Source organism: Pseudomonas sp. Tun-23181, from assembly GCF_057415455.1.
In genome coordinates this window covers 3292486-3313063 of record NZ_CM171630.1, presented here as the reverse complement: position 1 = coordinate 3313063, position 20578 = coordinate 3292486, and the positions used below count along the sequence as shown (strand labels likewise).

17 protein-coding genes are annotated in these 20578 nt (G+C 68.1%); 7 read left to right on the top strand and 10 right to left on the bottom strand.

The genetic code is table 11. The features are described from left to right. Position 1: 1 nt before the first annotated feature. The 10 genes from tssH to tssA all read right to left on the bottom strand — a co-directional run bounded on the left by tssH (position 2) and on the right by tssA (position 10733). Entirely contained in the window at positions 2 to 2677 is a 2676-nt protein-coding gene (tssH, locus tag ACDI39_RS15785; protein WP_225786609.1) for a type VI secretion system ATPase TssH, read from the bottom strand. Continuing rightward, positions 2670 to 3722 carry a type VI secretion system baseplate subunit TssG gene (tssG, locus tag ACDI39_RS15780; RefSeq protein WP_225786608.1) on the bottom strand — a complete coding sequence of 351 codons (1053 nt, stop codon included), beginning with the start codon at positions 3720 to 3722 and terminating at the stop codon, positions 2670 to 2672. Before tssG ends, tssH begins: the two co-directional genes overlap by 8 nt. Beyond that, complete coding sequence (gene tssF, locus ACDI39_RS15775) at positions 3686 to 5548, bottom strand: type VI secretion system baseplate subunit TssF (RefSeq protein ID WP_253080275.1); 1863 nt, start codon at positions 5546 to 5548, stop codon at positions 3686 to 3688. Before tssF ends, tssG begins: the two co-directional genes overlap by 37 nt. Further along, a complete protein-coding gene (tssE, locus tag ACDI39_RS15770; protein ID WP_225786606.1) occupies positions 5545 to 6060 on the bottom strand; it encodes a type VI secretion system baseplate subunit TssE in 516 nt (171 codons plus the stop codon). The genes tssF and tssE overlap by 4 nt, the downstream gene beginning before the upstream one ends. Beyond that, a complete protein-coding gene (locus ACDI39_RS15765; RefSeq protein ID WP_225786605.1) occupies positions 6054 to 6509 on the bottom strand; it encodes a hypothetical protein in 456 nt (151 codons plus the stop codon). The genes tssE and ACDI39_RS15765 overlap by 7 nt, the downstream gene beginning before the upstream one ends. Beyond that, positions 6506 to 6946, bottom strand: coding sequence for a type VI secretion system amidase effector protein Tae4 (locus tag ACDI39_RS15760; RefSeq protein WP_225786604.1), 441 nt, complete (start codon positions 6944 to 6946; stop codon positions 6506 to 6508). The genes ACDI39_RS15765 and ACDI39_RS15760 overlap by 4 nt, the downstream gene beginning before the upstream one ends. A 68-nt stretch (positions 6947 to 7014) precedes the next feature. Further along, positions 7015 to 7503: an Hcp family type VI secretion system effector gene (locus tag ACDI39_RS15755; protein WP_225786603.1), complete on the bottom strand. Its 489-nt coding sequence runs from the start codon at positions 7501 to 7503 to the stop codon at positions 7015 to 7017. A gap of 99 nt (positions 7504 to 7602) precedes the next feature. Beyond that, complete coding sequence (gene tssC / locus ACDI39_RS15750) at positions 7603 to 9096, bottom strand: type VI secretion system contractile sheath large subunit (RefSeq protein ID WP_253080273.1); 1494 nt, start codon at positions 9094 to 9096, stop codon at positions 7603 to 7605. Between the two features lie 11 nt (positions 9097 to 9107). After that, positions 9108 to 9623: a type VI secretion system contractile sheath small subunit gene (gene tssB / locus ACDI39_RS15745; RefSeq protein WP_225786601.1), complete on the bottom strand. Its 516-nt coding sequence runs from the start codon at positions 9621 to 9623 to the stop codon at positions 9108 to 9110. 72 nt (positions 9624 to 9695) lie between these two features. Continuing rightward, positions 9696 to 10733, bottom strand: coding sequence for a type VI secretion system protein TssA (tssA, locus tag ACDI39_RS15740; protein WP_253080272.1), 1038 nt, complete (start codon positions 10731 to 10733; stop codon positions 9696 to 9698). A 396-nt stretch (positions 10734 to 11129) separates the two neighbouring features. Here tssA and tagH point away from each other — a divergent pair, with 396 nt between their 5' ends. The 7 genes from tagH to ACDI39_RS15705 are packed head-to-tail and all read left to right on the top strand — an operon-like array spanning position 11130 to position 20577. Continuing rightward, a complete protein-coding gene (gene tagH, locus ACDI39_RS15735) occupies positions 11130 to 12506 on the top strand; it encodes a type VI secretion system-associated FHA domain protein TagH (protein ID WP_486536932.1) in 1377 nt (458 codons plus the stop codon). Between the two features lie 46 nt (positions 12507 to 12552). Next, positions 12553 to 13041 carry a type VI secretion system lipoprotein TssJ gene (tssJ, locus tag ACDI39_RS15730; protein WP_225786598.1) on the top strand — a complete coding sequence of 163 codons (489 nt, stop codon included), beginning with the start codon at positions 12553 to 12555 and terminating at the stop codon, positions 13039 to 13041. Between the two features lie 15 nt (positions 13042 to 13056). Next, positions 13057 to 14391: a type VI secretion system baseplate subunit TssK gene (gene tssK, locus ACDI39_RS15725; protein ID WP_225786597.1), complete on the top strand. Its 1335-nt coding sequence runs from the start codon at positions 13057 to 13059 to the stop codon at positions 14389 to 14391. A 6-nt stretch (positions 14392 to 14397) separates the two neighbouring features. After that, a complete protein-coding gene (locus ACDI39_RS15720; RefSeq protein ID WP_225786596.1) occupies positions 14398 to 15699 on the top strand; it encodes a DotU family type VI secretion system protein in 1302 nt (433 codons plus the stop codon). Continuing rightward, positions 15696 to 19202, top strand: a complete 3507-nt coding sequence (gene tssM / locus ACDI39_RS15715; RefSeq protein ID WP_486536931.1) for a type VI secretion system membrane subunit TssM — start codon at positions 15696 to 15698, stop codon at positions 19200 to 19202. The genes ACDI39_RS15720 and tssM overlap by 4 nt, the downstream gene beginning before the upstream one ends. Further along, on the top strand, positions 19199 to 19861 hold the full coding sequence (gene tagF / locus ACDI39_RS15710) for a type VI secretion system-associated protein TagF (RefSeq protein ID WP_253080269.1): 663 nt from the start codon (positions 19199 to 19201) through the stop codon (positions 19859 to 19861). Before tssM ends, tagF begins: the two co-directional genes overlap by 4 nt. Next, complete coding sequence (locus ACDI39_RS15705) at positions 19858 to 20577, top strand: PP2C family protein-serine/threonine phosphatase (protein WP_486536930.1); 720 nt, start codon at positions 19858 to 19860, stop codon at positions 20575 to 20577. The genes tagF and ACDI39_RS15705 overlap by 4 nt, the downstream gene beginning before the upstream one ends. Position 20578 lies beyond the last annotated feature (1 nt).

The following is a 20578-nucleotide window of genomic DNA, read 5'->3' as shown; positions in this document are numbered from 1 at the left end:
GTCAGCCGGCAGCGCCGAAGTCATAGTGCAGGTCGTTGTCGCGGCGGCTGATGGCGACGCTGGCCAACGGCTTGCCTTCGAGCAAGCGGGTGAGGAACTCGCGGCTCATGTCCGGCAGCAGGCCGTTGGTCAGGATGGCGTCGATCATGCGGCCGCCGCTCTCGGTCTCGGTGCAGCGCGAGACGATCAGGTCGAGCACCCCGTCGTCATAGGCGAAGCCCACCTTGTGCGTGCTCTCCACGCGCTTGCGGATGCGCTCCAGCTGCAGGCGGGCGATGGCCTTGAGCATGGCATCGCTGAGCGGGTAGTAGGGGATGGTCACCAGGCGGCCGAGCAGCGCTGGCGGGAAGATCTCCAGCAGCGGCTGGCGCAGCATCGTCGCCACCGACTCGGGCTCGGGCAGGGCCTGTGGATCCTTGCAGATGTCGGCGATCAGCTCGGTACCGGCGTTGGTGGTGAGCAGGATCAAGGTGTTGCGAAAGTCGATCTGGCGGCCTTCGCCGTCTTCCATCACACCCTTGTCGAACACCTGGAAAAAGATCTCGTGCACGTCCGGGTGGGCCTTTTCCACCTCGTCGAGCAGCACCACGCTGTATGGCCGGCGCCGCACCGCCTCGGTGAGCACGCCGCCCTCGCCATAGCCGACGTAGCCGGGCGGGGCGCCCTTGAGGGTGGAGACGGTGTGGGCCTCCTGGAACTCGCTCATGTTGATGGTGATCAGGTTCTGCTCGCCACCGTACATGGCCTCGGCCAGGGCCAGGGCGGTCTCGGTCTTGCCCACGCCGGAGGTGCCGGCGAGCATGAACACGCCGATCGGCTTGTTGGGGTTGTCGAGGCCGGCGCGGGAGGTCTGGATGCGCTTGGCGATCATCTTCAGGGCATGGTCCTGGCCGATGATGCGCTTGGCCAGGTGCGTGTCGAGGTTGAGTACGGTCTCGATCTCGTTGCGCGCCATGCGCCCGACCGGGATGCCGGTCCAGTCGGCGACCACCGAGGCGACCGCCTGGTAGTCCACGGTCGGCAGGATCAGCGGGCTCTCGCCTTGCAGGGCGGTGAGGCGTTGTTGCAGGTCGACCAGCTTCTCGCGCAGCTCATGGCTGCCCTGGGCATCGACCTCGTGGTCGACCACGCCCACCTGCTCGCGCAGTTGCGCGCGGGTGGCCAGCAGTTCGTCGACCAGGGCCTTTTCCTCCGCCCAGCGCTCCTCCAACCCGGCCAGGCGTTGGTGCTCGGCCTCCAGCAATGCCTCGGCCTGGGCCTGGCGCTGGTCGGTGACGACGCCGATGGCCTGTTCGCGGGCGATGATCTGCAGCTCGACGTCCAGCGCCTCGATGCGTCGGCGGCTGTCGTCCACCTCGGCCGGTACCGCGTGCAGGCTGATGGCCACGCGGGCGCAGGCGGTGTCGAGCAGGCTCACCGACTTGTCCGGCAACTGGCGCGCCGGGATGTAGCGGTGCGACAGCTTGACCGCCGCCTCCAGGGCCTCGTCGAGGATCTGCACCTGGTGGTGCTGCTCCATGGTCGAGGCCACGCCGCGCATCATCAGCAGCGCCTTGTCCTCGCTCGGCTCGGCCACCTGCACCACCTGGAAGCGGCGGGTCAGGGCCGGGTCCTTCTCGATGTGCTTTTTGTACTCGGCCCAGGTGGTCGCCGCCACGGTGCGCAGGCTGCCCCGGGCCAGCGCCGGCTTGAGCAGGTTGGCGGCATCGCCGGTACCGGCCGCGCCACCCGCGCCGACCAGGGTATGGGCCTCGTCGATGAACAGGATGATCGGCTTGGGCGAGGCCTGTACGTCTTCGATCACCTGGCGCAGCCGCTGCTCGAACTCGCCCTTCATGCTGGCGCCGGCCTGCAGCAGGCCGACGTCCAGGCTGCGCAGCTCGACGTCCTTGAGCGCCGGTGGTACGTCGCCGGCGACGATACGCAGGGCGAAGCCCTCGACCACCGCGGTCTTGCCCACCCCGGCCTCGCCGGTGAGGATCGGGTTGTTCTGCCGACGGCGCATGAGGATGTCGACCAACTGGCGGATCTCCTCGTCGCGGCCGACGATCGGGTCGAGCTTGCCGTTGCGCGCCTGCTCTGTGAGGTCGACGGTAAAGCGCTTGAGCGCCTCCTGCTTGCCCATCGCCGCCGGCGCCACGGCGCCGCTGGCCTCGCCCGGCACGGCGGCGCTGAAGCCGTCGCTGGCGCCCAGGTTGTTCTCCGGCGAGTCGCCCACGTATTCGTCGAAGCGCTCGCTCAAGGCCTCGACCTTGAGCTTGGCGAACTCGCCCGAGAGGTTCAGCAGGGCATTGCGCAGGCTCGCTGTCTTGAGGATGCCCACCAGCAGGTAGCCGGTACGCACCTGGTTTTCGCCGAACATCAGGCTGCCGTAGACCCAGCCGCGCTCCACCGCTTCCTCGACCTGGGACGACAGGTCGGTGATCGAGGTCGAGCCGCGCGGCAGGCGGTCCAGGGCATCGGTCAGGTCGCGGGCCAGGCGGGCCGGCTCGACGTTGAACTGGCGCACGATGCGGTGCAGGTCGCTGTCCTGCAGTTGCAGCAACTGGTGCAGCCAATGCGCCAGCTCCACATAGGGGTTGCCACGCAGCTTGCAGAACACCGTGGCGGCCTCGATGGCCTTGTAGGCGATGCTGTTGAGTTTGCCGAACAGCGCGGCGCGGCTGATTTCACCCATGGTCCTGACTCCTTGTGGCAGGTGGTTCGACCGGCTGCTCGGCGTAGTACCGGGCCAGCGCAAGGTCGTTGGCATCGTGTGGCGGACGGCCGAGCCAGGTGTCGAAACCCAGGCGTCGGCCAGCGTCGAGTTGCAGGGCGGGTACTTCGTCCCGCCGCAGGATCAGGTTGAGGTCCCAGTCCAGCTCGTGGCCCAGGTACTCGGCGACCCAGGCTGCCAGCTCGACGAAGGCGCTGCCGCCGGGGAGCAGGGCGTGGTACTGCGCCAGGCTCAGCGGCCCGAGGCACAGGCGGAACTTGTGCTGGCGGTCCCAGGCATAGCGCCCCAGGCACAGGTCGACGCCCAGGCGGTTGGCACGGGCGCCCAGGCGGCTGCGCTCGGGCAACTCCAGCCACTGGCCGACGTATTCCTCGAGGGTCACCGGTACGCCGAAGTAGCCCGACAGGATGCTGCACAGGCCGTCCGGGTAGCGGGTCTGCGCCGCCAGGTGGCCCGACCAGTGCAGCTTGGCGGTATCCGCCAGCGGCCCCTGGCCACGCAGGGCCGGCAGGCCACGGCCGCTCAGGGCGGCCAGGCGTGCGGCCCAGTAGTCGTCGTCCGGGCGGTCGTGGCTGACGGTGGGCCGGGCCTCGGCCCAGGCACGGTAGAACAGGCTCAGCAGGCGGTGGTGGAAGATGTCGAGGAAGCGCTTGCTGGTAGGGTCGGCGTGGTTGCGCTGGCGCTCGCGCATGTACTCGGTCAAGTGCAACGGCAGCGGGCCGTTGGGGCCGCCGAGGCCGAAGAAGAACTGCTCCAGGCGCGCCGGGCCGCCGTCCTCGGCGGGCGTCACCGAGGCCAGGGTGGCTGGGGCGAAGGCGCAGTCCAGGCGCTGGCCGAGGCGCACCGGCTCGTCGGCCAGGCGCAGGGAATGGCCGAAGCGGGGCAGCTCGGGATGTTCCGCCTCGAGGCGACGCAGGGCCTGGAAGAAGTCGTACTCCCAGGGCTCGGCCTGCATGGCCTGGAGCGTGTTCACAGGGTCGGTCGGCATCCGGGCTTGGCTTTCCATCGCATGATCTCGCCGCGTTCGCTGGTGCGCAGCACGGTTTCGGTGAAGCTGTTGATGGACACGTAGCGGGTCAGGAAGCGTTCGAACACCGCACCGAGGAGAAACACCCCGGTGCCACGGAAGGCGTTCTCGTCGAACGCCAGGGTGATTTCCAGGCCCCGGCCGAAGACGATCGGCCCGGGCATCGGCAGGCGCCGGGTGCAAGGCTTGGCGCTGACCTCGCGCAGGCCGTCGATCTGCAACTGCAGGGCACCGTCCTGGCTGTCGCCGTACAGGCGCAGCAGCTCGCGCAGGGCGGCGGCGCCCTGGCCTTGTTCGGTCAGCGACAGGTAGTTCAGCGACAGCTGGCTGATCAGGCGCCAGGCGCGGTTGTCGTGAGCATGGCTGGCCCTGGGGCGGCTGGGGCCGGCCAGGCAGCGCACGGCGGACACCGGCGCGCTGTCGGCCAGGTTGAAATCGCTGCGGCCGTCGCCGATGTTCATGAACAGCGGCAGGTCGCGGTTGCTGCACAGGGCGCTGATGCCCAACTGGCGCAGGTCGTGGCGGTAGGGGGCGTGCTGGCCGTCGACCAGGCTGACGAAGGTCTCGCTGCCCATGTAGCTCGAGCGCGTACCGTTGCGCCGCTGTTCGCTGGACAGCACCCGTGGCTCGCGACGCACGATGTAGTAGGCCTGGTCGCGGCCATAGCGCGACGGGTCGCGCACGGCGTAGAACGGCAAGAACGCTTGGTCCGCCCCGGTGCCGTGGCCGGTGACTTGTTGCAGCGAGTGGATCTCGAAGTCGGTCGGCCGGGTGCGGTCGGCGATCACATGGTGCTCGTTGACCTTGTCGGTGAGGTGGATGCGGTCCACCCGGCGTGGGAACAGGTTGATCGCCGGGGTGCAGAAGGGCACGAACTGGGCCTCGCCGACGCTGCTTTCCAGGCTCTGGTCGAAGCGCTCGAAGAGGATAACCAGCTCCAGCTCCTCGCCGGTGCAGCGCTGCACCGCCCGCTCCAGCCCGGCGAAGTCGACGAACAGAAAGCGCTGGGGCAGGGCGAAGTACTCCTGCAGCAGGCGATAGCCCTGGAAGGCCTGGGGCACCACTGGCAGCGCCGCCTCGCAGTCGTCGAAGCCACGGGGGCGCAGGGCCTGCTCCAGGGGAATGCGCTCGACCCACTCGCCGCCCGGCTGGCGGGCGAACACCGCGCAGGCGCTGCCGAGCAGCTGCTCGTACAGGCGGAACGGGGTTTCGTCGGCGCCGTTGAGGTACAGCGGCAGGTGGCTCAGCGGCAGGCTGGCGAAGGGGATCCCGGCGCCGCTGCGCAAGGTCAGGCGCAGCCCGGCGCGGGCCTGTGGCTCGCTGGCGGCGAGGCGGCCGAGCACGGCGCCGGGGTTGCCGAAGTATTCGGCGCGCGCCACCCGCAGCGGCCACAGGGTGACGTCCTGGGTGCTGCGAAATTCGCACGGCGTCTGCGAGTCGCGGCCCAGGTTGGCGCGCAGCACGCTGCCCCGGGGCAGTTGGAAGCCGGCGGCGAGCGAGCCTTCGTCGGGGTCGGTCTGCAACTGCACCACGGTCATCGAGGGAGTCGGCGCCAGGTAGTGCGGGTAGGCGATCTCCAGCAGGTTGTGGGTGAAGGTCGGGTACTCGGCGTCGAGCTTGAGCTGGACTCGCGCGGTGAGGTAGGCAAAACCTTCGAGCAGACGCTCGACGTAGGGGTCGGCGCAATCGATGCCGGCCAGGGTCAGGCGGCCGGCGATCTTCGGGTACTCCCTGGCGAACTCCGCCGCGCTTTCGCGGATGTGTTGCAGCTCCTGGTTGTACAGCTCGAGCAGGCGCGGGTTCATGCACGTCTCCGGCGGTCGGCGGGGGCCACGCGCACATGCCCGGACTCCAGGTCCAGGTCGGTCTGCAGCAGCAGCGGCAGGGCCGCCGGCTGGGCCCAGAGGTCGCCCTCGATCTCGAAGCTCAAGGCGTTGGCGTTCATTTCGGCGGGCGCGACCTGGGCGCGCACGCGCAAGGTGTGGGCGAGGATGCGCGGTTCATAGGTGACGATGGCCTGGTGGATGATGCGCTCCAGGGCGAGGGCGTCGATGTTCGAGGCGCTGTTGCCGGCCAGGGCCGGCAGGCCGTAGTTGATCACCGAGGCACCGGCCGGGGTGTCCAGGGTCGCGGCGCTGTCGAGCAGCGAGGTGGTGTTGAGCAACCAGGTGAGGTCACGCAACACCGACGCCTTGAGCTGCTGCAGGGACAGCACGCGCTTGTCCGGCGCCTCCTGCGGGTTGCCGGGATCGTCGTCGGTCAGGCGATCCAGCAGCGAGGGCTGCAAGCGGTCGCGGGCGGCGATTTCGGCTACCACTTGAACAGCCCCACGAAGTTCTTCTGGTCGACAGCCCCGGTCGTGCAACTGGCACTGTGGGCGACGACCGAGGGTTCCAGCTGGTTATTGAACCAGCGGATGGCCTGGTATTGGCTTCGGCAACTGCCTGGTGTCGGGGTATCGAAATCAATGTGCCTGACAATAATGATCTGCGCGCCGTTGAAGTGTTCCACGCGTGGCTCCCCGGAACGCCTGTCGGGGCTGAACTGGCACGGCCAGGGTATTTCCAGTTGCAGGAGTGTCTGGTCTGTCTTGCTGCGCAGGGCGCAACGCCCCTGATGGTTTTCCAAGGTCAAGCGCCGCTCGGACAGTGTGACATGCGGTCCCTCGGGAAGCGGCTCGGTGGCGGCGGGACGTTCTTGCGCGCAGGCACTCATTGAGGTCGCCAACGAAAGAACGATCATCGGCAGTGTATGGCACCGTTTCATTTCAGCTCCCAGAACCAGACGGCCTTGGAGCGGTGGGCCTGGTCGGCGAACTCGCCGGTCACCAACCCACGGTCCCAGAGATCTATATGATCGCCACTGCGGTCCTCGAACGACTGTCCGGCGCGGGCGAAGCAATCCTTGAAGAAGATGATGCCACGCTTGGTCTTCAGCTTCTGGCGGTCCTCGGCGCTGCCGCTGAGTTGCACAGGGGCGCCCAGGTGGTGTTTCCACAGCCAGTTGGCCAAGGACTCCGCGCCCCGGGCATGGCCATGGGCACAGCGCGGTTCGCTGTAGCTGGAGGCGTTGACCTTGACGCTGCGTTCCCCATTGAGGGCGATGCTCATGCGAATGGCGCACTGGTTGTCCCACGGTCCGTCGCAGGGAAACTGGTCGGACGGGTAGGCATTCCACAGATTGATAAACGAGGGCTTGGCCATGGTCTTCACCGGGTGCGGCTGACGCGTCGGGGAAAACGCCTGCGGGCATGGGCCGCAGGCGTACTCGGTCAGATCTTGACGTTGGAGCGCACGTTCCAGCCGTACTTGATCGGGCCGCCATCCTTGCTGCCATCGGCTTTCTGCGGCTGGTAGTCGACGGTGACCTTGGCGAAGTTCAGGGTGATGTTCTCGGTCAGGCGGTCGTCGCTGCCCGAGCCACCGGTGCTCAGGGAGCTGATGAGGACCTCTTCGAGGTTGATGATCAGGTACTCGACCTGGTTCTCGCCCCCGGCCTTGCGCACGGTTAGCTTGACCTTGTCGATGTGCTTGCCGCTGGAGCAGTGAGCCATCAGGTTGGGGCTGGACTTGTCGACGTACTTGGTCACCGACAGGTCCTGGATATTGACCTTGCCGGCGCCACCGCCGCCGCCCATGTGCATGTTGCCGGACTGGGACATGCCCCAGCTCCAGTTCAGCACGTCGATCTCGTCCTTGTGGGCCTTGTCCATGGACTCGCCCTTGATGTCGCCGATCTTGATGAAAATATCTACAGCCATGGTCTCTCCGGAAACGCTCGTCGTTTGGCAGTTTTGTCGGGGCGACCTTGCCGCTCTTCGCGGGCAAGGCCGCCCCGACAGGGTTCAGCGCCGTGTCGGTCAGGCACCCTTGGCCGAAGGCAGCTTCGTCACCAGGCGCAGCGACACGGTCAGCCCTTCGAGCTGGTAGTGCGGGCGCAGGTAGAAGCGCGAGTTGTAGTACCCAGGGTTACCTTCGACCTCCTCGACCACCACTTCGGCGGCCGCCAGCGGGTGTTGGGCCTTGGTGGTCTCGGTGGAGTGCGCCGGGTCGCCGTCGACGTAGTTGAGGATCCAGTCCTGCAGCCAGCGCTGCATCTCGTCCTTCTCCTTGAACGAGCCGATCTTGTCGCGGACGATGCACTTGAGGTAGTGGGCGAAACGGCAGGTGGCGAACAGGTATGGCAGGCGCGCGGCCAGGTTGGCGTTGGCGCTGGCGTCCGGGTCGTCGTACTCGGCCGGTTTCTGCAGCGACTGGGCGCCGATGAACGCGGCGAAGTCGGTGTTCTTCTTGTGCAGCAGCGGCATGAAACCGTTCTTGGCCAGTTCCGCCTCGCGACGGTCGGAAATGGCGATCTCGGTCGGGCACTTCATGTCCACGCCACCGTCGTCGGTGGGGAAGGTGTGCGCCGGCAGGCCCTGCACCTCGCCGCCCGACTCCACGCCACGGATGCGTGAGCACCAGCCGTAGTGCTTGAACGAACGGTTGATGTTCACCGCCATGGCGTAGGCGGCGTTGGCCCAGGTGTACTTGCTGCTGTCGGCGCCGTCGGTGTCTTCCTCGAAGGCGAAGGCCTCCACCGGGTCTGTCTTGGCGCCATAGGGCAGGCGGGCGAGGAAGCGCGGCATGGTCAGGCCGATGTAGCGCGCGTCTTCCGATTCGCGCAGCGAACGCCAGCCGGCGTATTCCGGGGTGGTGAAGATCTTGGTCAGGTCGCGCGGGTTGGACAGCTCCTGCCACGAGCCCATGCCCATCACGGTCGGCGAGGCGGCGGAGATGAACGGCGCGTGCATGGCCGCGCAGATCTTCGACATCTCGCCGAGCAGCTCGACGTCGGGCGGCGACTGGTCGAAGTAGTAGTCGCCGACCAGGCAGCCGTACGGCTCGCCGCCGAACTGGCCGTACTCCTCTTCGTAGAGCTTCTTGAACACCGGGCTCTGGTCCCAGGCGGTGCCCTTGAACTTCTTCAGGGTCTTGTGCAGGTCGGTCTTGGACACGTTGAGCACGCGGATCTTCAGCTGCTCGTCGCTCTCGGTGTTGTTGACCAGGTAGTGCAGGCCGCGCCAGGCGCTTTCCAGTTGCTGGAAGTCCGGGTGATGGATGATCTGGTTGACCTGTGCAGTGAGCTTGGCGTCGATCGCCGCGATGATCGACTCGATCGAGCCGATGGCGTCATCGGACACCAGGTTGGTCTGCGCCAGGGCCTGCTCGGCGAGGGTGCGCACGGCGCTTTCGACCGCCTCTTTGGCGCGCTCGGTCTTGGGCTTGAATTCCTGCATGAGCAGGGCGGCGAACTCGCTGGTCTGCTCGGTGGCCGCCGGCTGGGCTTGGGTTTCGCGCAATGGATCGTTCATGGGCGGTCTCCTCAGGCGCTCGGCTCGTTGTCGGCCGGCTTCGGCGCGCTGGCCAAGGCCTGGAGCAGGGCGGGGTCCTTGATGGCTTTCAGGATGATGTCTTCGGCGCCAGTCTTGCCGTCCATGTAGGTCAGCAGGTTGGCCAATTGGGTGCGCGCCTCGAGCAACTGGTTGAGCGCATCGACCTTGCGCGCCACGGCGGCGGGGCTGAAGTCGTCCATGCTCTCGAAGGTGAGGTCCAGGCTCAGGTTGCCGTCGCCGGTCAGTTCGTTGGGTACGTTGAACGCCACCCGGGGCTGCATGGCCTTCAGGCGCGAGTCGAAGTTGTCGACGTCGATCTCCAGGAACTTGCGCTCGGCCACCGCCGGCAGCGGCTCGGCCGGCTTGCCGGCTAGGTCGGCCAGCACGCCCATGACGAAGGGCAACTGGACCTTCTTCTCGGCGCCATACAGCTCGACGTCGTACTCGATTTGCACCCGCGGCGCACGGTTGCGCGCGATGAATTTCTGGGAGCTGTCTTTCGCCACGTTGTTCCTCCTGGTCGCCGGTGCGGCGGCTTCGTTCGTTGCGGGCGTCGGTGATAAGCGGTCCGCGCGGCGTCAGTCGCCTTCGGGGCCGCGCAGGTTCTCGAATTGCGACAGGCCATCGGGGATCAGGTCGCGCACGATGGTCGCGAAATCGGCGTTGACCAGGTTCTTGGCCCGTCGCAGCAGCACCGGCAGCGGGCTCGAGGGCTCGTGGCGGGCGTAGTACTGGAGCAGGCGCTCGAGGCTCTGCACGACGTCCTCGCGGCTGTTCACTTCGCCGGGGCGGGCCGCAGGGCGTGTGGCCTGGGCCGTGGGTAGCGGCGATTCGCCTGGGCTGCCGACCGGCAGTCGTTCGGCGGCGTCGGTCGAGGTGTCGTCGGCCGAGGACGCCGGGCCGTAGTCGGCCAGCACCTGCTGGGCCTGGCGCAGCGGCTGCTTGAGCGCGTCGAGGTCGACGCCGCTGGCCGAGCCGACCTGGTCGCTCACCCGGCGTTCGATGGCCTCGCAGGCCGCGCGAGCCAGGGTCAGGGCCTGGCGGGCCTGTTCCAGCTGCTCGGCGTCGGCATCGCGCAGGGCGGCGGCCAGTTCCTCGACGCTCAGTTGCTCGCTGGCGAAGTGCTGCAGGCCTGCGGCATGCAGGGCGGCGCGCAGCGTCACCGGGCCGAAGGCGCGGGAGCGCACCAGCATGCTGTCACGCAGCAGGGCGAGGTTGGTGTCGCAGGTGAGCCCGGCCAGGGCGTTGATGCGCACGGTCGGGTCGTTGTCGTCGGCGGCGTCGAGCTGCGGATGCAGGTGCAGCCAGTACTCGTCGAGCAGGTCGCGGATCAGTTCGAGGCTGGCCGCCAGGCCAGGCAGACCATGCAGGGCCAGGTTGGCCTGGACCAGGAAGTGGGTGATGCGCAGGTCCTTGCTGCGTTGCAACAGGGCGGTGCAGGACTGTTCGATGTCGCGCCACTGGGGAGGTTCGGCAGGCTGCACGGCATCGCCCATGACCCGCTCCGGACGGCCCTGTGCATCGCGTTCCAGCTGCAGGAAGTCCGGGTCGTATTCCAGGTCGTCGCCGCAGGGAAAGTCTGCGGAAACAGCGGCAAGCAGCAGCGAGGAGTTCACCAGAAATCGATCTCCATATCGGCCCGTGGCATGGGCTTGTATCGGCGCTGGCAACTTTTGTGAACCAGCGCACAAACTTGTCAAAGAGCATTAAATTGATATCGGAGTGATATCATCTTGGCTCTATTAAAGTTGCGCATTTATGGTTTATTTCCAAAATGCTGTCAAGGTAAGCTACACCTCGGCAAAGAGGGCGGTGATCCGTTTGTCAGGCAGGTTTATCCATTTGTCAGGTGCCATCAATGTGCCTGTTCATTATGATTGAATATATCGACCCTGATTCTATTTAAGGCCTGAAAGCCACGTGATTCAAGGGTTGTGCGCATGATGTGGGGCGAGCTGGGCGGCCCATTCATTTGAGGGTGCGCGCGTTTCATATATATGCAAGGAGGCGTGATGGCACTTTGCCTGACCATAACCAGTTATCACAAGATAACACCGGGACAATGCCCGGAAATGTTGCTTGAAACGGGTGCCATCACCATTGGTCGCGGCGCGGACAATGATTGGGTATTGCCCGATCCGGAGCGACTGGTGTCTTCGTCTCATTGTGTGATCCAGTTCAAAGATGGGCGTTATTATCTGACCGATAACAGCACCAATGGCGTGGAGTTGGTGCATGCCGGTGTACGCCTGCGTCGTGGCAACAGCGAACCGCTGATGGACGGTGAAGTCATCCGCATTGGTGACTATGAAATCCAGGCGCGGATCGATTCGGGGTTTTCCGTCCCCGCCGCCGACCAGCCGAGTGCGCACGGGTTCGAGGCGTTGATGGCCAACCAGGTGGCCGCCTCCGCTCCCCCTGTCGTCCCAGCGCCGGTCGTGGTGCCGCCGGGTGCCTCCAGCCATGACACCCTGCCGGACCTGTTCGACTTCCTCGGCCCCTCCAGCGTGCCGCCCGCCAGCCAGCCGGACCATGTGCCGGCCCAGCAGCATGCCTTCCATCCACCGGAGCCGCTCGCCCCGGCGCCCGCCCCGGCAGCGCCTGCCAGCCCGGGCCTGATCCCTGAAGACTGGGACCTGTTCGGCGGCAGCACGCCGCCGCCTGCGCCCCAGGTCGAGATTGCCCCGGCAACACCCACCGAGCCGCTCGCGCCGCCACCACAATCGCAGCCGCAGCCGCAGCCGCCAGCGCCAGCGCCAGCGCCAGTGCCAGTGCCTACCGCCACGGCGCCCATGGCCGATGGAGCGCTGCTCCAGGCGTTCCTGCGCGGTGCGGGGGTCGAGCACTTGTGCATCGATGGCGGTGATGCCGCAGCGCAGATGGAGGCGATCGGCCGCAGCTACCGGCTGATGGTCGAGGGGCTGATCGACGTGCTGCGCGCGCGCAGCAGCCTCAAGGGTGAGTTCCGCATGCAGCAGACCACCATCGCCCCCGTGCAGAACAACCCACTGAAGTTCGCCCCCAACGCCGACGAAGCCCTGCTGTTGCTGCTGCGCCATGGCAGCCAGGCGTTCATGGCCCCCGACCAGGCGGTGCGTGACAGCTTCGATGACCTGCGTGCCCACCAGCTTGCGGTGATGGCTGGGGTCGAGGCGGCCATCAAGCACCTGCTGACGCGCTTCGAACCGGGCCAGCTGGAGGCTCGCCTGGCACCGCCCGCAGGCCTTGGCAAGTTGTTCGGCGGCTCGCGCCAGGCCCATTGCTGGCAGCAGTTCACCGCGTTGTACAAGCAGATTTCCCAGGAAGCCGAAGACGACTTCCAGGACCTGTTCGGCCGTGAGTTCAGCCGTGCCTACGAGGCCCATAGCGCTCGATTGCAACGCTCCTGAGCCAAGCGCCGGGAAGGAAGAAGACCGATACGTCATGAGGACGAGGATGAATGCAAGAAGACTGATCGCCGCCCTGGTTGCCCTGCTGCTCAGTGGCTGTGGCGGGCAGGGCGGGGTCGAACCCTCGGCCGGCCAAGCGCCAGGCGTCACCCTGTATTTCAGTGCCGCTGCCGGGCTCAACCCTGGCGCCAGCGGCAGCCCGGCACCCGTGCGGGTGCGCATCTACGAACTGAAGAACAGCGCCACCTTCGCCCGGGCCGACTACTTCGCCCTGGCCGAGCGCGCCCAGGCCACCCTTGGCGCCGACCTGCTCGACCAGGACGAAGTGCTGCTGCACCCCGGCGAGCAACTGCGCATCGAGCGCCCATTGGACCCGGCCACGCGCCAGGTCGGCCTGGTGGTCGGCTACCGCGAAATCGACCAGGCCCAATGGCGCAGCGTGCTGCCGGTGCCACCGCGCGACTACCAGATCAGCCTCGATGTGCGCGCCGTGCGCAGCGCCGTGGCCACCCCGCAACCTGAACCTGTGCGCTAGGCAATCGGAGAACCCATGTCCTGGAACAATCGAGTGGTCTGGTCGGAAGGCATGTTCATCACGACCCAGCACTTCCAGCAGCACGACCGTTACCTGGAGAACCTCATCGATGCCCGCAGCCGGCCGTTGTCTGCCGCTGCCTGGGGTTTCTCCGAGCTGCTGATCGACCAGGGCCTGCTGGCCCAGGGCAAGCTGGCGATCCTCAGCGCCCGCGGTCTGCTGCCCGATGGCACGCCGTTCGACATCCCTCGCGACGACCTGCCGCCACCGCCGCTGGAGATCCCCGACGACCTGCGCGACGGCGTGATCCACCTCGGCCTGCCGCTCAAGCGCGCCGGCGCGCGTGACACGGTCGACGACGGCCAGGCCCTGGACGGGGCGCGTTATGTCAGCCGGGTGAGCGAAGTGCGCGACGACAACGCGCCGTTCGAGAACCGTGCGCCGCTGGCCCTGGGCAGCCGCGCCCTGCGCCTGTTGCACAGCGAGGATGGCCTGGGCGAGTACGCCGCGTTGGGCGTGGTGCGCATCCGCGAGAAACGCGCCGACCGCGCCCTAGTGCTCGACGACAGCTACATCCCGCCGCTGCTCGACGTGAGCGCCAACGACCTGCTGTCGGGCTTTCGCAGCGAGCTGCTGGGCCTGCTGCACCAGCGCGGCGAGGCGCTGGCCGGGCGGGTGGTGGCCTCGGCCAACGGCGGAGCCTCGGAAATCGCCGACTTCATGCTGCTGCAACTGGTCAACCGCGCCCAGCCGCTGTTCGAGCACCTCAACCAGCTCAGCCCGTTGCACCCCGAGCGGCTGTACAGCGAACTGCTCGCCCTGGCCGGCGAGTTCTCCACGTTCTGCAGCGAAGGCCGCCGCCCGGCCAGCTACCCGGTGTACCAGCACGACGACCTGGCGGCGACCTTCGCCCCGGTGATGGCGGCGCTGCGCGAAGCCCTGTCGATGCTGATCGACAGCAAGGCGGTGGCGATCCCGATCGTCGAGAAGGCCTATGGCATCCACGTGGCCATGCTCGCCGACCGCAGCCTGCTGGACAGCGCCAGCTTCGTCCTCGTGGTGCGCGCCGACGTGCCCAGCGAAACCCTGCGCAGCCGTTTCGGCCAGCAGAGCAAGATCGGCTCGGTGGAGCACATCCGCGACCTGGTCAACCTGCAGTTGCCGGGCATCGGCCTGTTGCCGCTGCCGGTGGCGCCACGGCAGATCCCGTTCCATGCCGGCTCGACCTACTTCGAGCTCGACCGTGGCAGCGAACACTGGAAGCAGTTGCAGCACTCCGGGGGCTTCGCCTTCTACGTCGCCGGCGAGTTCCCTGGCCTGAACCTGGCCTTCTGGGCCATTCGAGGATAAACCGCGATGCAGCCCGACGATCCGCAGGCCAACGACCGTACCCAGTTCATGCCGCGCCCCGGCGGGCGCGGCCCGCAGCCTGCCGCACCGGCCGCGGCGGCGCCGCTGAACGTGCCCGCCGAGCCACTGGCGCCGGGCCAGGCCGAGGGCCTCAACCCCCTGGAGCAGGCCGCTGGCCCGCTGCTGGCGCTGCTCACCCGCCTGCGCAACACCATCGCTCACCCCGCGCCGGCCAGCCTGCGTGCGCAACTGCTGGCCTACCTGCGCCAGTTCGAAGAGCGTGCCGAGGCCGCCGGGGTGCCGCGCAACGAGGTGCTGCTGGCGCGCTACGCCCTGTGCACGGCGCTCGACGAGGCGGTGCTCAGCACGCCCTGGGGCAGCGGTAGCGACTGGGGCAAGCAGAGCCTGCTGATCACCGTGCACAACGAGGCCTGGGGTGGCGAGAAGGTGTTCCAACTGCTCGAACACTGCCTGCAAAGCCCGCGCGAGCGGCTCAACCTGCTGGAGCTGCTGTACCTGTGCACGAGCCTGGGCTTCGAAGGCCGCTACCGGGTCATGAACGGTGGTCGCGCCCAGCTCGAGGCCCTGCGCGAGCGCACCGCGGCGGCCATTCGGGGGGCCCGTGGCGAGATCGAGCGCGAGCTGTCGCCGCACTGGCGTGGGGTCAGCGTGGCGCGTGACCGGTTGGCCCAGTTCGTGCCGCCCTGGGTCGGCCTGGCGGTGGCCCTGGCGCTGTTGCTGCTGGTGCTGTTCGGCCTGCGCCTGAAGCTGGCCGCTGACGCCGAGCCGGTGTTCCGGGGTATCCACGCCCTGGGCGAGATCCCGGTGCAGGCCATGGACCGCCCGGTGGTGCAGCCCAAGCCGGTGGAGCGCCCGCGCCTGGCCGGCCTGCTGGCCGAGGATATCCGGGCCGGGCGGGTCGCGGTGGAAGATGCGGTGGACCGTTCGGTGGTGACCATCCGGGGGGATGAGTTGTTCGCCTCCGCCAGCGCCAGCATCAAGGGCGACTTCCAGCCGTTGATGCTGCGCATCGCCGAGGCCATCGCCAAGGTCAAGGGCAACGTGCGCGTGACCGGCCACAGCGACAACCGGCCGATCGCCACGATCCGCTTCCCATCCAACTGGGCGTTGTCCCAGGCCCGTGCCGAGGAGGTGCGCCAGCTCCTCGCCGCGCGCACCGGCCAACCCGGGCGCTTCAGCGCCCAGGGCCTGAGCGACACCGAGCCGCTGGCCTCCAACGACACCGCGCAGGGCCGGGCGAAGAATCGCCGGGTAGAGATCACCGTTCTGGCGGAGGGCGTCGAGTGAAGGCGTTTTTCAGTTTTGTCATTCGCTGGGTGATCCCGGTACTGGGCCTGCTGGCCCTGAGCCTGATCATCTGGTTCGTCGGCCCGCTGCTCGACTGGCTGGTGCCGGCCGCACCGCGCTGGGCGCTGATCGTCCTGCTGTTCGCGGCGTGGATCGCCTACCGCATCTGGCGCATCGTCCAGGCCCGCCGCCAAGCGGCCAAGGTGATGGAAAGCCTGGCCGCCGAGACCGCTCCAGACCCGGCCAGCGTAGCCACCGCCGAAGAGCTGGCGACCCTGCGCCAGCGCATGGACGAGGCCCTGGCCCTGCTGAAGAAGGCGCGCCTGGGCGGCGACGAGCGGCGCAACCTGTACGAGCTGCCGTGGTACGTGATCATCGGCCCGCCCGGCTCGGGCAAGACCACCGCGCTGGTCAACTCCGGCCTGCACTTCCCCCTGGCGGCGCAGATGGGCGCCGGGGCGATCCGTGGCGTAGGCGGCACGCGCAACTGCGACTGGTGGTTCACCGATCAGGCCGTGCTGCTCGACACCGCCGGGCGCTACACCACCCAGGACAGCCATGCCCAGGTGGACAAGGCGGCCTGGCTGGGCTTTCTCGACCTGCTCAAGAGCCAGCGCTCGCGTCGGCCGATCGATGGCGCATTCATCGCCATCAGCCTGTCCGACCTGCTGTTGTGCAGCGATGCCGAGCGCGCCGCCCATGCCGTGGCGATCCGCACGCGCATCCAGGAGCTGTACACCCAGTTGGGCGTGCGCTTCCCGATCTACCTGATGCTGACCAAGCTCGACCTGCTGCCGGGCTTCATGGAGTTCTTCGACAACCTGGGCAAGGAAGAACGTGCTCAGGTCTGGGGCATGACCTTCCCCCTGGACGACGGCCAGCAAGGCGATGGCCCGCTGGCCCAGTTCAGCGGCGAGTTCGCCTTGCTCGAGCAGCGCCTCAACCAACGCCTGGTCGAGCGCCTGCAACAGGAGCGCGATCCAGCCAGACGTGACCTGGTGTACGGTTTCGTCCAGCAGTTCGCCGCCCTGCGCGGCAACCTGCAGGTATTCCTCGACGGCGTCTTCAAGCCCAATGCCTTCGAAGAGCGCGCGCTGCTGCGCGGGGTGTACTTCACCAGCGGAACCCAGGAAGGCAGCCCGATCGACCGGCTGATCGGCAGCATGGCCCAGAGCATGGGCCTGGACCGTGCCCAGTTGGCGCGCCAGAGCGGCACCGGGCGCAGCTATTTCATCGAGCGGCTGTTCACCGCCGTGGCGTTCGCCGAGCGCGGCCTGGTCGGCTGCGACCCCAAGGTCGAGCGGCGGCGCAAGTGGATCGCCCGTGGCGCCCTGGCCCTGAGCGTGGCCCTGGTACTGGTGGTCGGCACCCTGTGGACCCTGAGCTACCGGGCCAACCAGGCCTACATCGCCGAGGTGGACAACCGCCTCAAGCCCCTGGGCCGCAGCGTCCAGGAACTGAGCCCGGCCCAGCGCGAGGTCATCGAGGTGCTGCCGCTGCTCAACGCCGTGCGCCGCCTGGCCGACGACCCGCCGGCCTGGGCCGAGGGCCTGGGGCTGTACCAGGGCGACATGCTCGAAGGCGAGTCGGCCAGCGTCTACCGCAAGCTGCTGATCGCCATCTTCGCCCCGCGCCTGGTCACCCGCATCGAGGAGCAGCTGTATGCCGGCGGCCCCTCCGACTACCTCTACGAGGGCCTGAAGGCCTACCTGATGCTGGCCGACGGCGAACACTACGACGCCGAGTTCATCAAGGCCTGGATCAGCCTCGACTGGGAGCGCAACCTGCCCCGCGACTTGGCGCCCGACCAGCGCCAGGCCCTCGACCAGCACCTGCAGGCGCTGTTCGAGCGGCGCCCGCCCAATGCCCGGCTGGACCAGCGCCTGATCGACGACACGCGCCGCCAGTTGCAACAGCTGCCGGTGGCCCAGCGCGTCTACGACCGGGTCAAGCGCCAGAAGCTACCGTCCGGGGTCGCCGATTTTCGCATCAGCGAGGCCGCCGGGCGCGACGCTGCGCTGGTGTTCCGGCGCAAGAGCGGCAAGCCGCTGGACGAACCGCTCCCAGGGCTGTTCACCGTCGAGGGTTACCGCAAGGCCTTCCTCGCCGCCAGCCTGGCCCACAGCACGACCCTGGCCGAGGAACGCTGGGTGCTTGGCCGTGAAGTGGGCGAGGCGGGCGATGCCAAGCGCCTGGCCGATGACGTGGGCCAGCTGTTCTACCAGGACTACATCCGCCACTGGGATGCCCTGCTGGCGGACCTGGACTTCGTGCCCATCACCAGCGTCGGCCAGGCTGCCGACGTGCTGCGCGTGCTGTCTGGCCCCACTTCGCCCTTGAAGAAACTGCTCCAGGCGGTGGCCAGGGAAACCGACCTGCAACAACCGACCACCCTCGACCAGGCCCAGGCCAAGGTCGAGCAGGCCGGGGTCGACCAGCTACGCCAGCGCCTCGGCGGCCTGCTCGGCGATACGCCGGTGCCCGGCGAGCGCCAGGCAACGCGCGAGGTCGACCCGGTGACCGCGCACTTCGCCGAACTGGCGGCCCTGGCCGACGGCGGCGAGGGCGAGCCCGCCGCGCTCGACGGCCTGCTCAGCGACCTCAACGCCTTGTACGTGCAGGTCAGCGCCATGGTCGGCGCCAGCGGCGAGGCCCTGCTGGGCGAGGCCAAGAACCAGGTCCAGGCTGCCTCCCAGCGTGTGTCCCTGGGCGCGGCGCGCCAGCCGAAGGTGGTCCAGGAACTGGTCGGCTCGGTGGTCGGCTCGACCAACGCGATCGTCATGGGCGGGGTGCGCAACCAGCTCAACGCGGCCTGGACCAGCGAGGTGGTGAGCGTCTATCGCCAGTCGTTGAGTGGCCGCTACCCGCTGTCAGCCGGCAGCCCACGCGACGCGACCCTGGAAGACTTCGGCCAGTTCTTCGGCGTCGGCGGGGTGATGGACAACTACTTCCAGAAGTACCTGCAACCCTACGTCAACACCGCCACCTCGCCGTGGAGCTGGCAGCCGGGCGCGGCGCAGAAGCTTGGCATCAGCTCGAACGTGCTGCACACCTTCCAGCGTGCCGCGGCGATCCGCGACGCCTTCTTCCGCAGCGGCGGCGGGCTGCGCCCTGGGGTGCGCTTCGAACTCAAACCGGTAGCCATGGATGCCTCGATCACCCAGTTCTTGCTCGACCTCGACGGCCAGCAGGTCAGCTACGACCACGGCCCGAGCCGCCCGGTGGCGCTGCAGTGGCCCAACCCCAACAGCATCGGCGTGGTGCGCCTGTCGATCTCGCCGCCATTGGCCAATGGCCGCTCCGGGATGACCCTGGAAGGGCCTTGGGCCTGGTTCCGCCTGCTCGACCAGTCCGACCTGGTGGCGGGCGGCTCGCCGGAGCGCTTCAACCTGCGCCTGCGCGTGGAAGGGGCCAGCGTGTCCTACGAGCTGCGTGCCAGCAGTGCCTTCAACCCGTTCCGCAGCCGTGTGCTCAGCGGTTTCAGCCTGCCGGAGCGCCTGTGAACGACGTGGGGTTCTACGGAAAGCTGGCCTGCCGTGGCGACTTCGTCAGCCGTGGCCTGCCGACGAGTTTCATCCAGCCTTGGGACCAGTGGCTGGCCGCTGGGATCCAGGCCAGCCAGCGCCAGCTCGGCGAGCAGTGGTTGCAGGCCTACCTGGTCAGCCCCCTGTGGCGCTTTGCGCTGGCGCCGGGGGTGTGCGGGCCCCAGGCCGTGGTCGGCGTGCTGATGCCGAGCATCGACCGGGTGGGCCGGTACTTCCCGCTGACCGTGGCGCAGGTGCTGGAGCCAGGGCAACGGCTCGCCGCGGCCGTGGGCGGGGGCGAGGCGTGGTTCGAGGAGGTCGAGGCCACGTTGCTGGCCACGCTCGAGCCCGATGCCGCTTTCGACGCCTTCGCGGCGGCCTTGCAGCCTTTTCGCGACACCCGGCCGCTGCCCCAGGCGATGCCTGCGCGGCTGACGGTGGGGGGCCTGCAACGGCTGGACGCGACCACGCCCGAAGGCCGCGCCCTGGCCCTGGCCGAGTGCGCCTGCGAGGGCATGAGCCTGTGGTGGGGCAGGGGCTCGGAGCGTATCGCTCCTGGCTTGATGCGCTGTGCCGGCTTGCCGCGCAGCGAGGATTTCGCCGGGTTTCTCCTGGGTAGCGAGGCAGATTTCGGATGACCGCCATGCATTACACCGCGGCCAGTTACAGCCATACCGGCATGGTGCGCCGGATCAACGAAGACGCCTGCCTGGAGCTCACCGCCGATGGCCTGTGGGCGGTGGCCGACGGCATGGGCGGTCATGCCGCTGGCGACTACGTCAGCAGCCTGACCGTCGACAGCCTGCGCCGCCTGCCGCCGTGCCAGGGCCTGGAAGATTGCGCCCAGGCGGTGCGTGACAGCCTCGCCCGGGTCAACCGTGCGGTGCGCGACGAAACCGTTCGCCGTGGGGTGGCGATGATGGGCAGCACCGTGGTGGTGCTGGCCGTGCGCGGCGACCAGGGCATCGGCCTGTGGGCCGGCGACAGCCGCCTGTACCGCCTGCGCGATGGCCGCATCGAGCGCCTGTCCCACGATCACAGCTACGTCCAGGAACTGCAGGACAGCGGCCTGCTCAACGAGGCCGAGGCCCGTGTGCACCCGCGCGGCAACATCGTCACCCGTGCCATCGGTGTCGAGGACCGGCTGGAGTTGCAGGCGGTCGCGCTGCAGGTGCTGCCCGGCGACACCTACCTGTTGTGCAGCGATGGCCTGACCAAGACCGCCGAGGACCACGAGATCGGCGACGTGCTCGGCCACGCCGACCCCTACCAGGTAGTGCGCGGCCTGGTGCACCTGGGGTTGACCCGTGGCGCTCCCGACAACATCACCGCCGTGGTCGTCAAGGCCGGCTGAA

Excerpts from the sequence above, each read along its gene's own strand:
- ACDI39_RS15765 (WP_225786605.1), bottom strand. The coding sequence starts at position 6,509 with ATGAAACGGTGCCATACACTGCCGATGATCGTTCTTTCGTTGGCGACC.
- tssF (WP_253080275.1), bottom strand. The coding sequence starts at position 5,548 with ATGAACCCGCGCCTGCTCGAGCTGTACAACCAGGAGCTGCAACACATC.
- ACDI39_RS15760 (WP_225786604.1), bottom strand. The coding sequence starts at position 6,946 with ATGGCCAAGCCCTCGTTTATCAATCTGTGGAATGCCTACCCGTCCGAC.
- tssC (WP_253080273.1), bottom strand. The coding sequence starts at position 9,096 with ATGAACGATCCATTGCGCGAAACCCAAGCCCAGCCGGCGGCCACCGAG.
- tssG (WP_225786608.1), bottom strand. The coding sequence starts at position 3,722 with ATGGAAAGCCAAGCCCGGATGCCGACCGACCCTGTGAACACGCTCCAG.
- tssH (WP_225786609.1), bottom strand. The coding sequence starts at position 2,677 with ATGGGTGAAATCAGCCGCGCCGCGCTGTTCGGCAAACTCAACAGCATC.
- tssJ (WP_225786598.1), top strand. The coding sequence starts at position 12,553 with ATGAATGCAAGAAGACTGATCGCCGCCCTGGTTGCCCTGCTGCTCAGT.
- ACDI39_RS15705 (WP_486536930.1), top strand. The coding sequence starts at position 19,858 with ATGACCGCCATGCATTACACCGCGGCCAGTTACAGCCATACCGGCATG.
- tagH (WP_486536932.1), top strand. The coding sequence starts at position 11,130 with ATGGCACTTTGCCTGACCATAACCAGTTATCACAAGATAACACCGGGA.
- ACDI39_RS15720 (WP_225786596.1), top strand. The coding sequence starts at position 14,398 with ATGCAGCCCGACGATCCGCAGGCCAACGACCGTACCCAGTTCATGCCG.
- ACDI39_RS15755 (WP_225786603.1), bottom strand. The coding sequence starts at position 7,503 with ATGGCTGTAGATATTTTCATCAAGATCGGCGACATCAAGGGCGAGTCC.
- tssK (WP_225786597.1), top strand. The coding sequence starts at position 13,057 with ATGTCCTGGAACAATCGAGTGGTCTGGTCGGAAGGCATGTTCATCACG.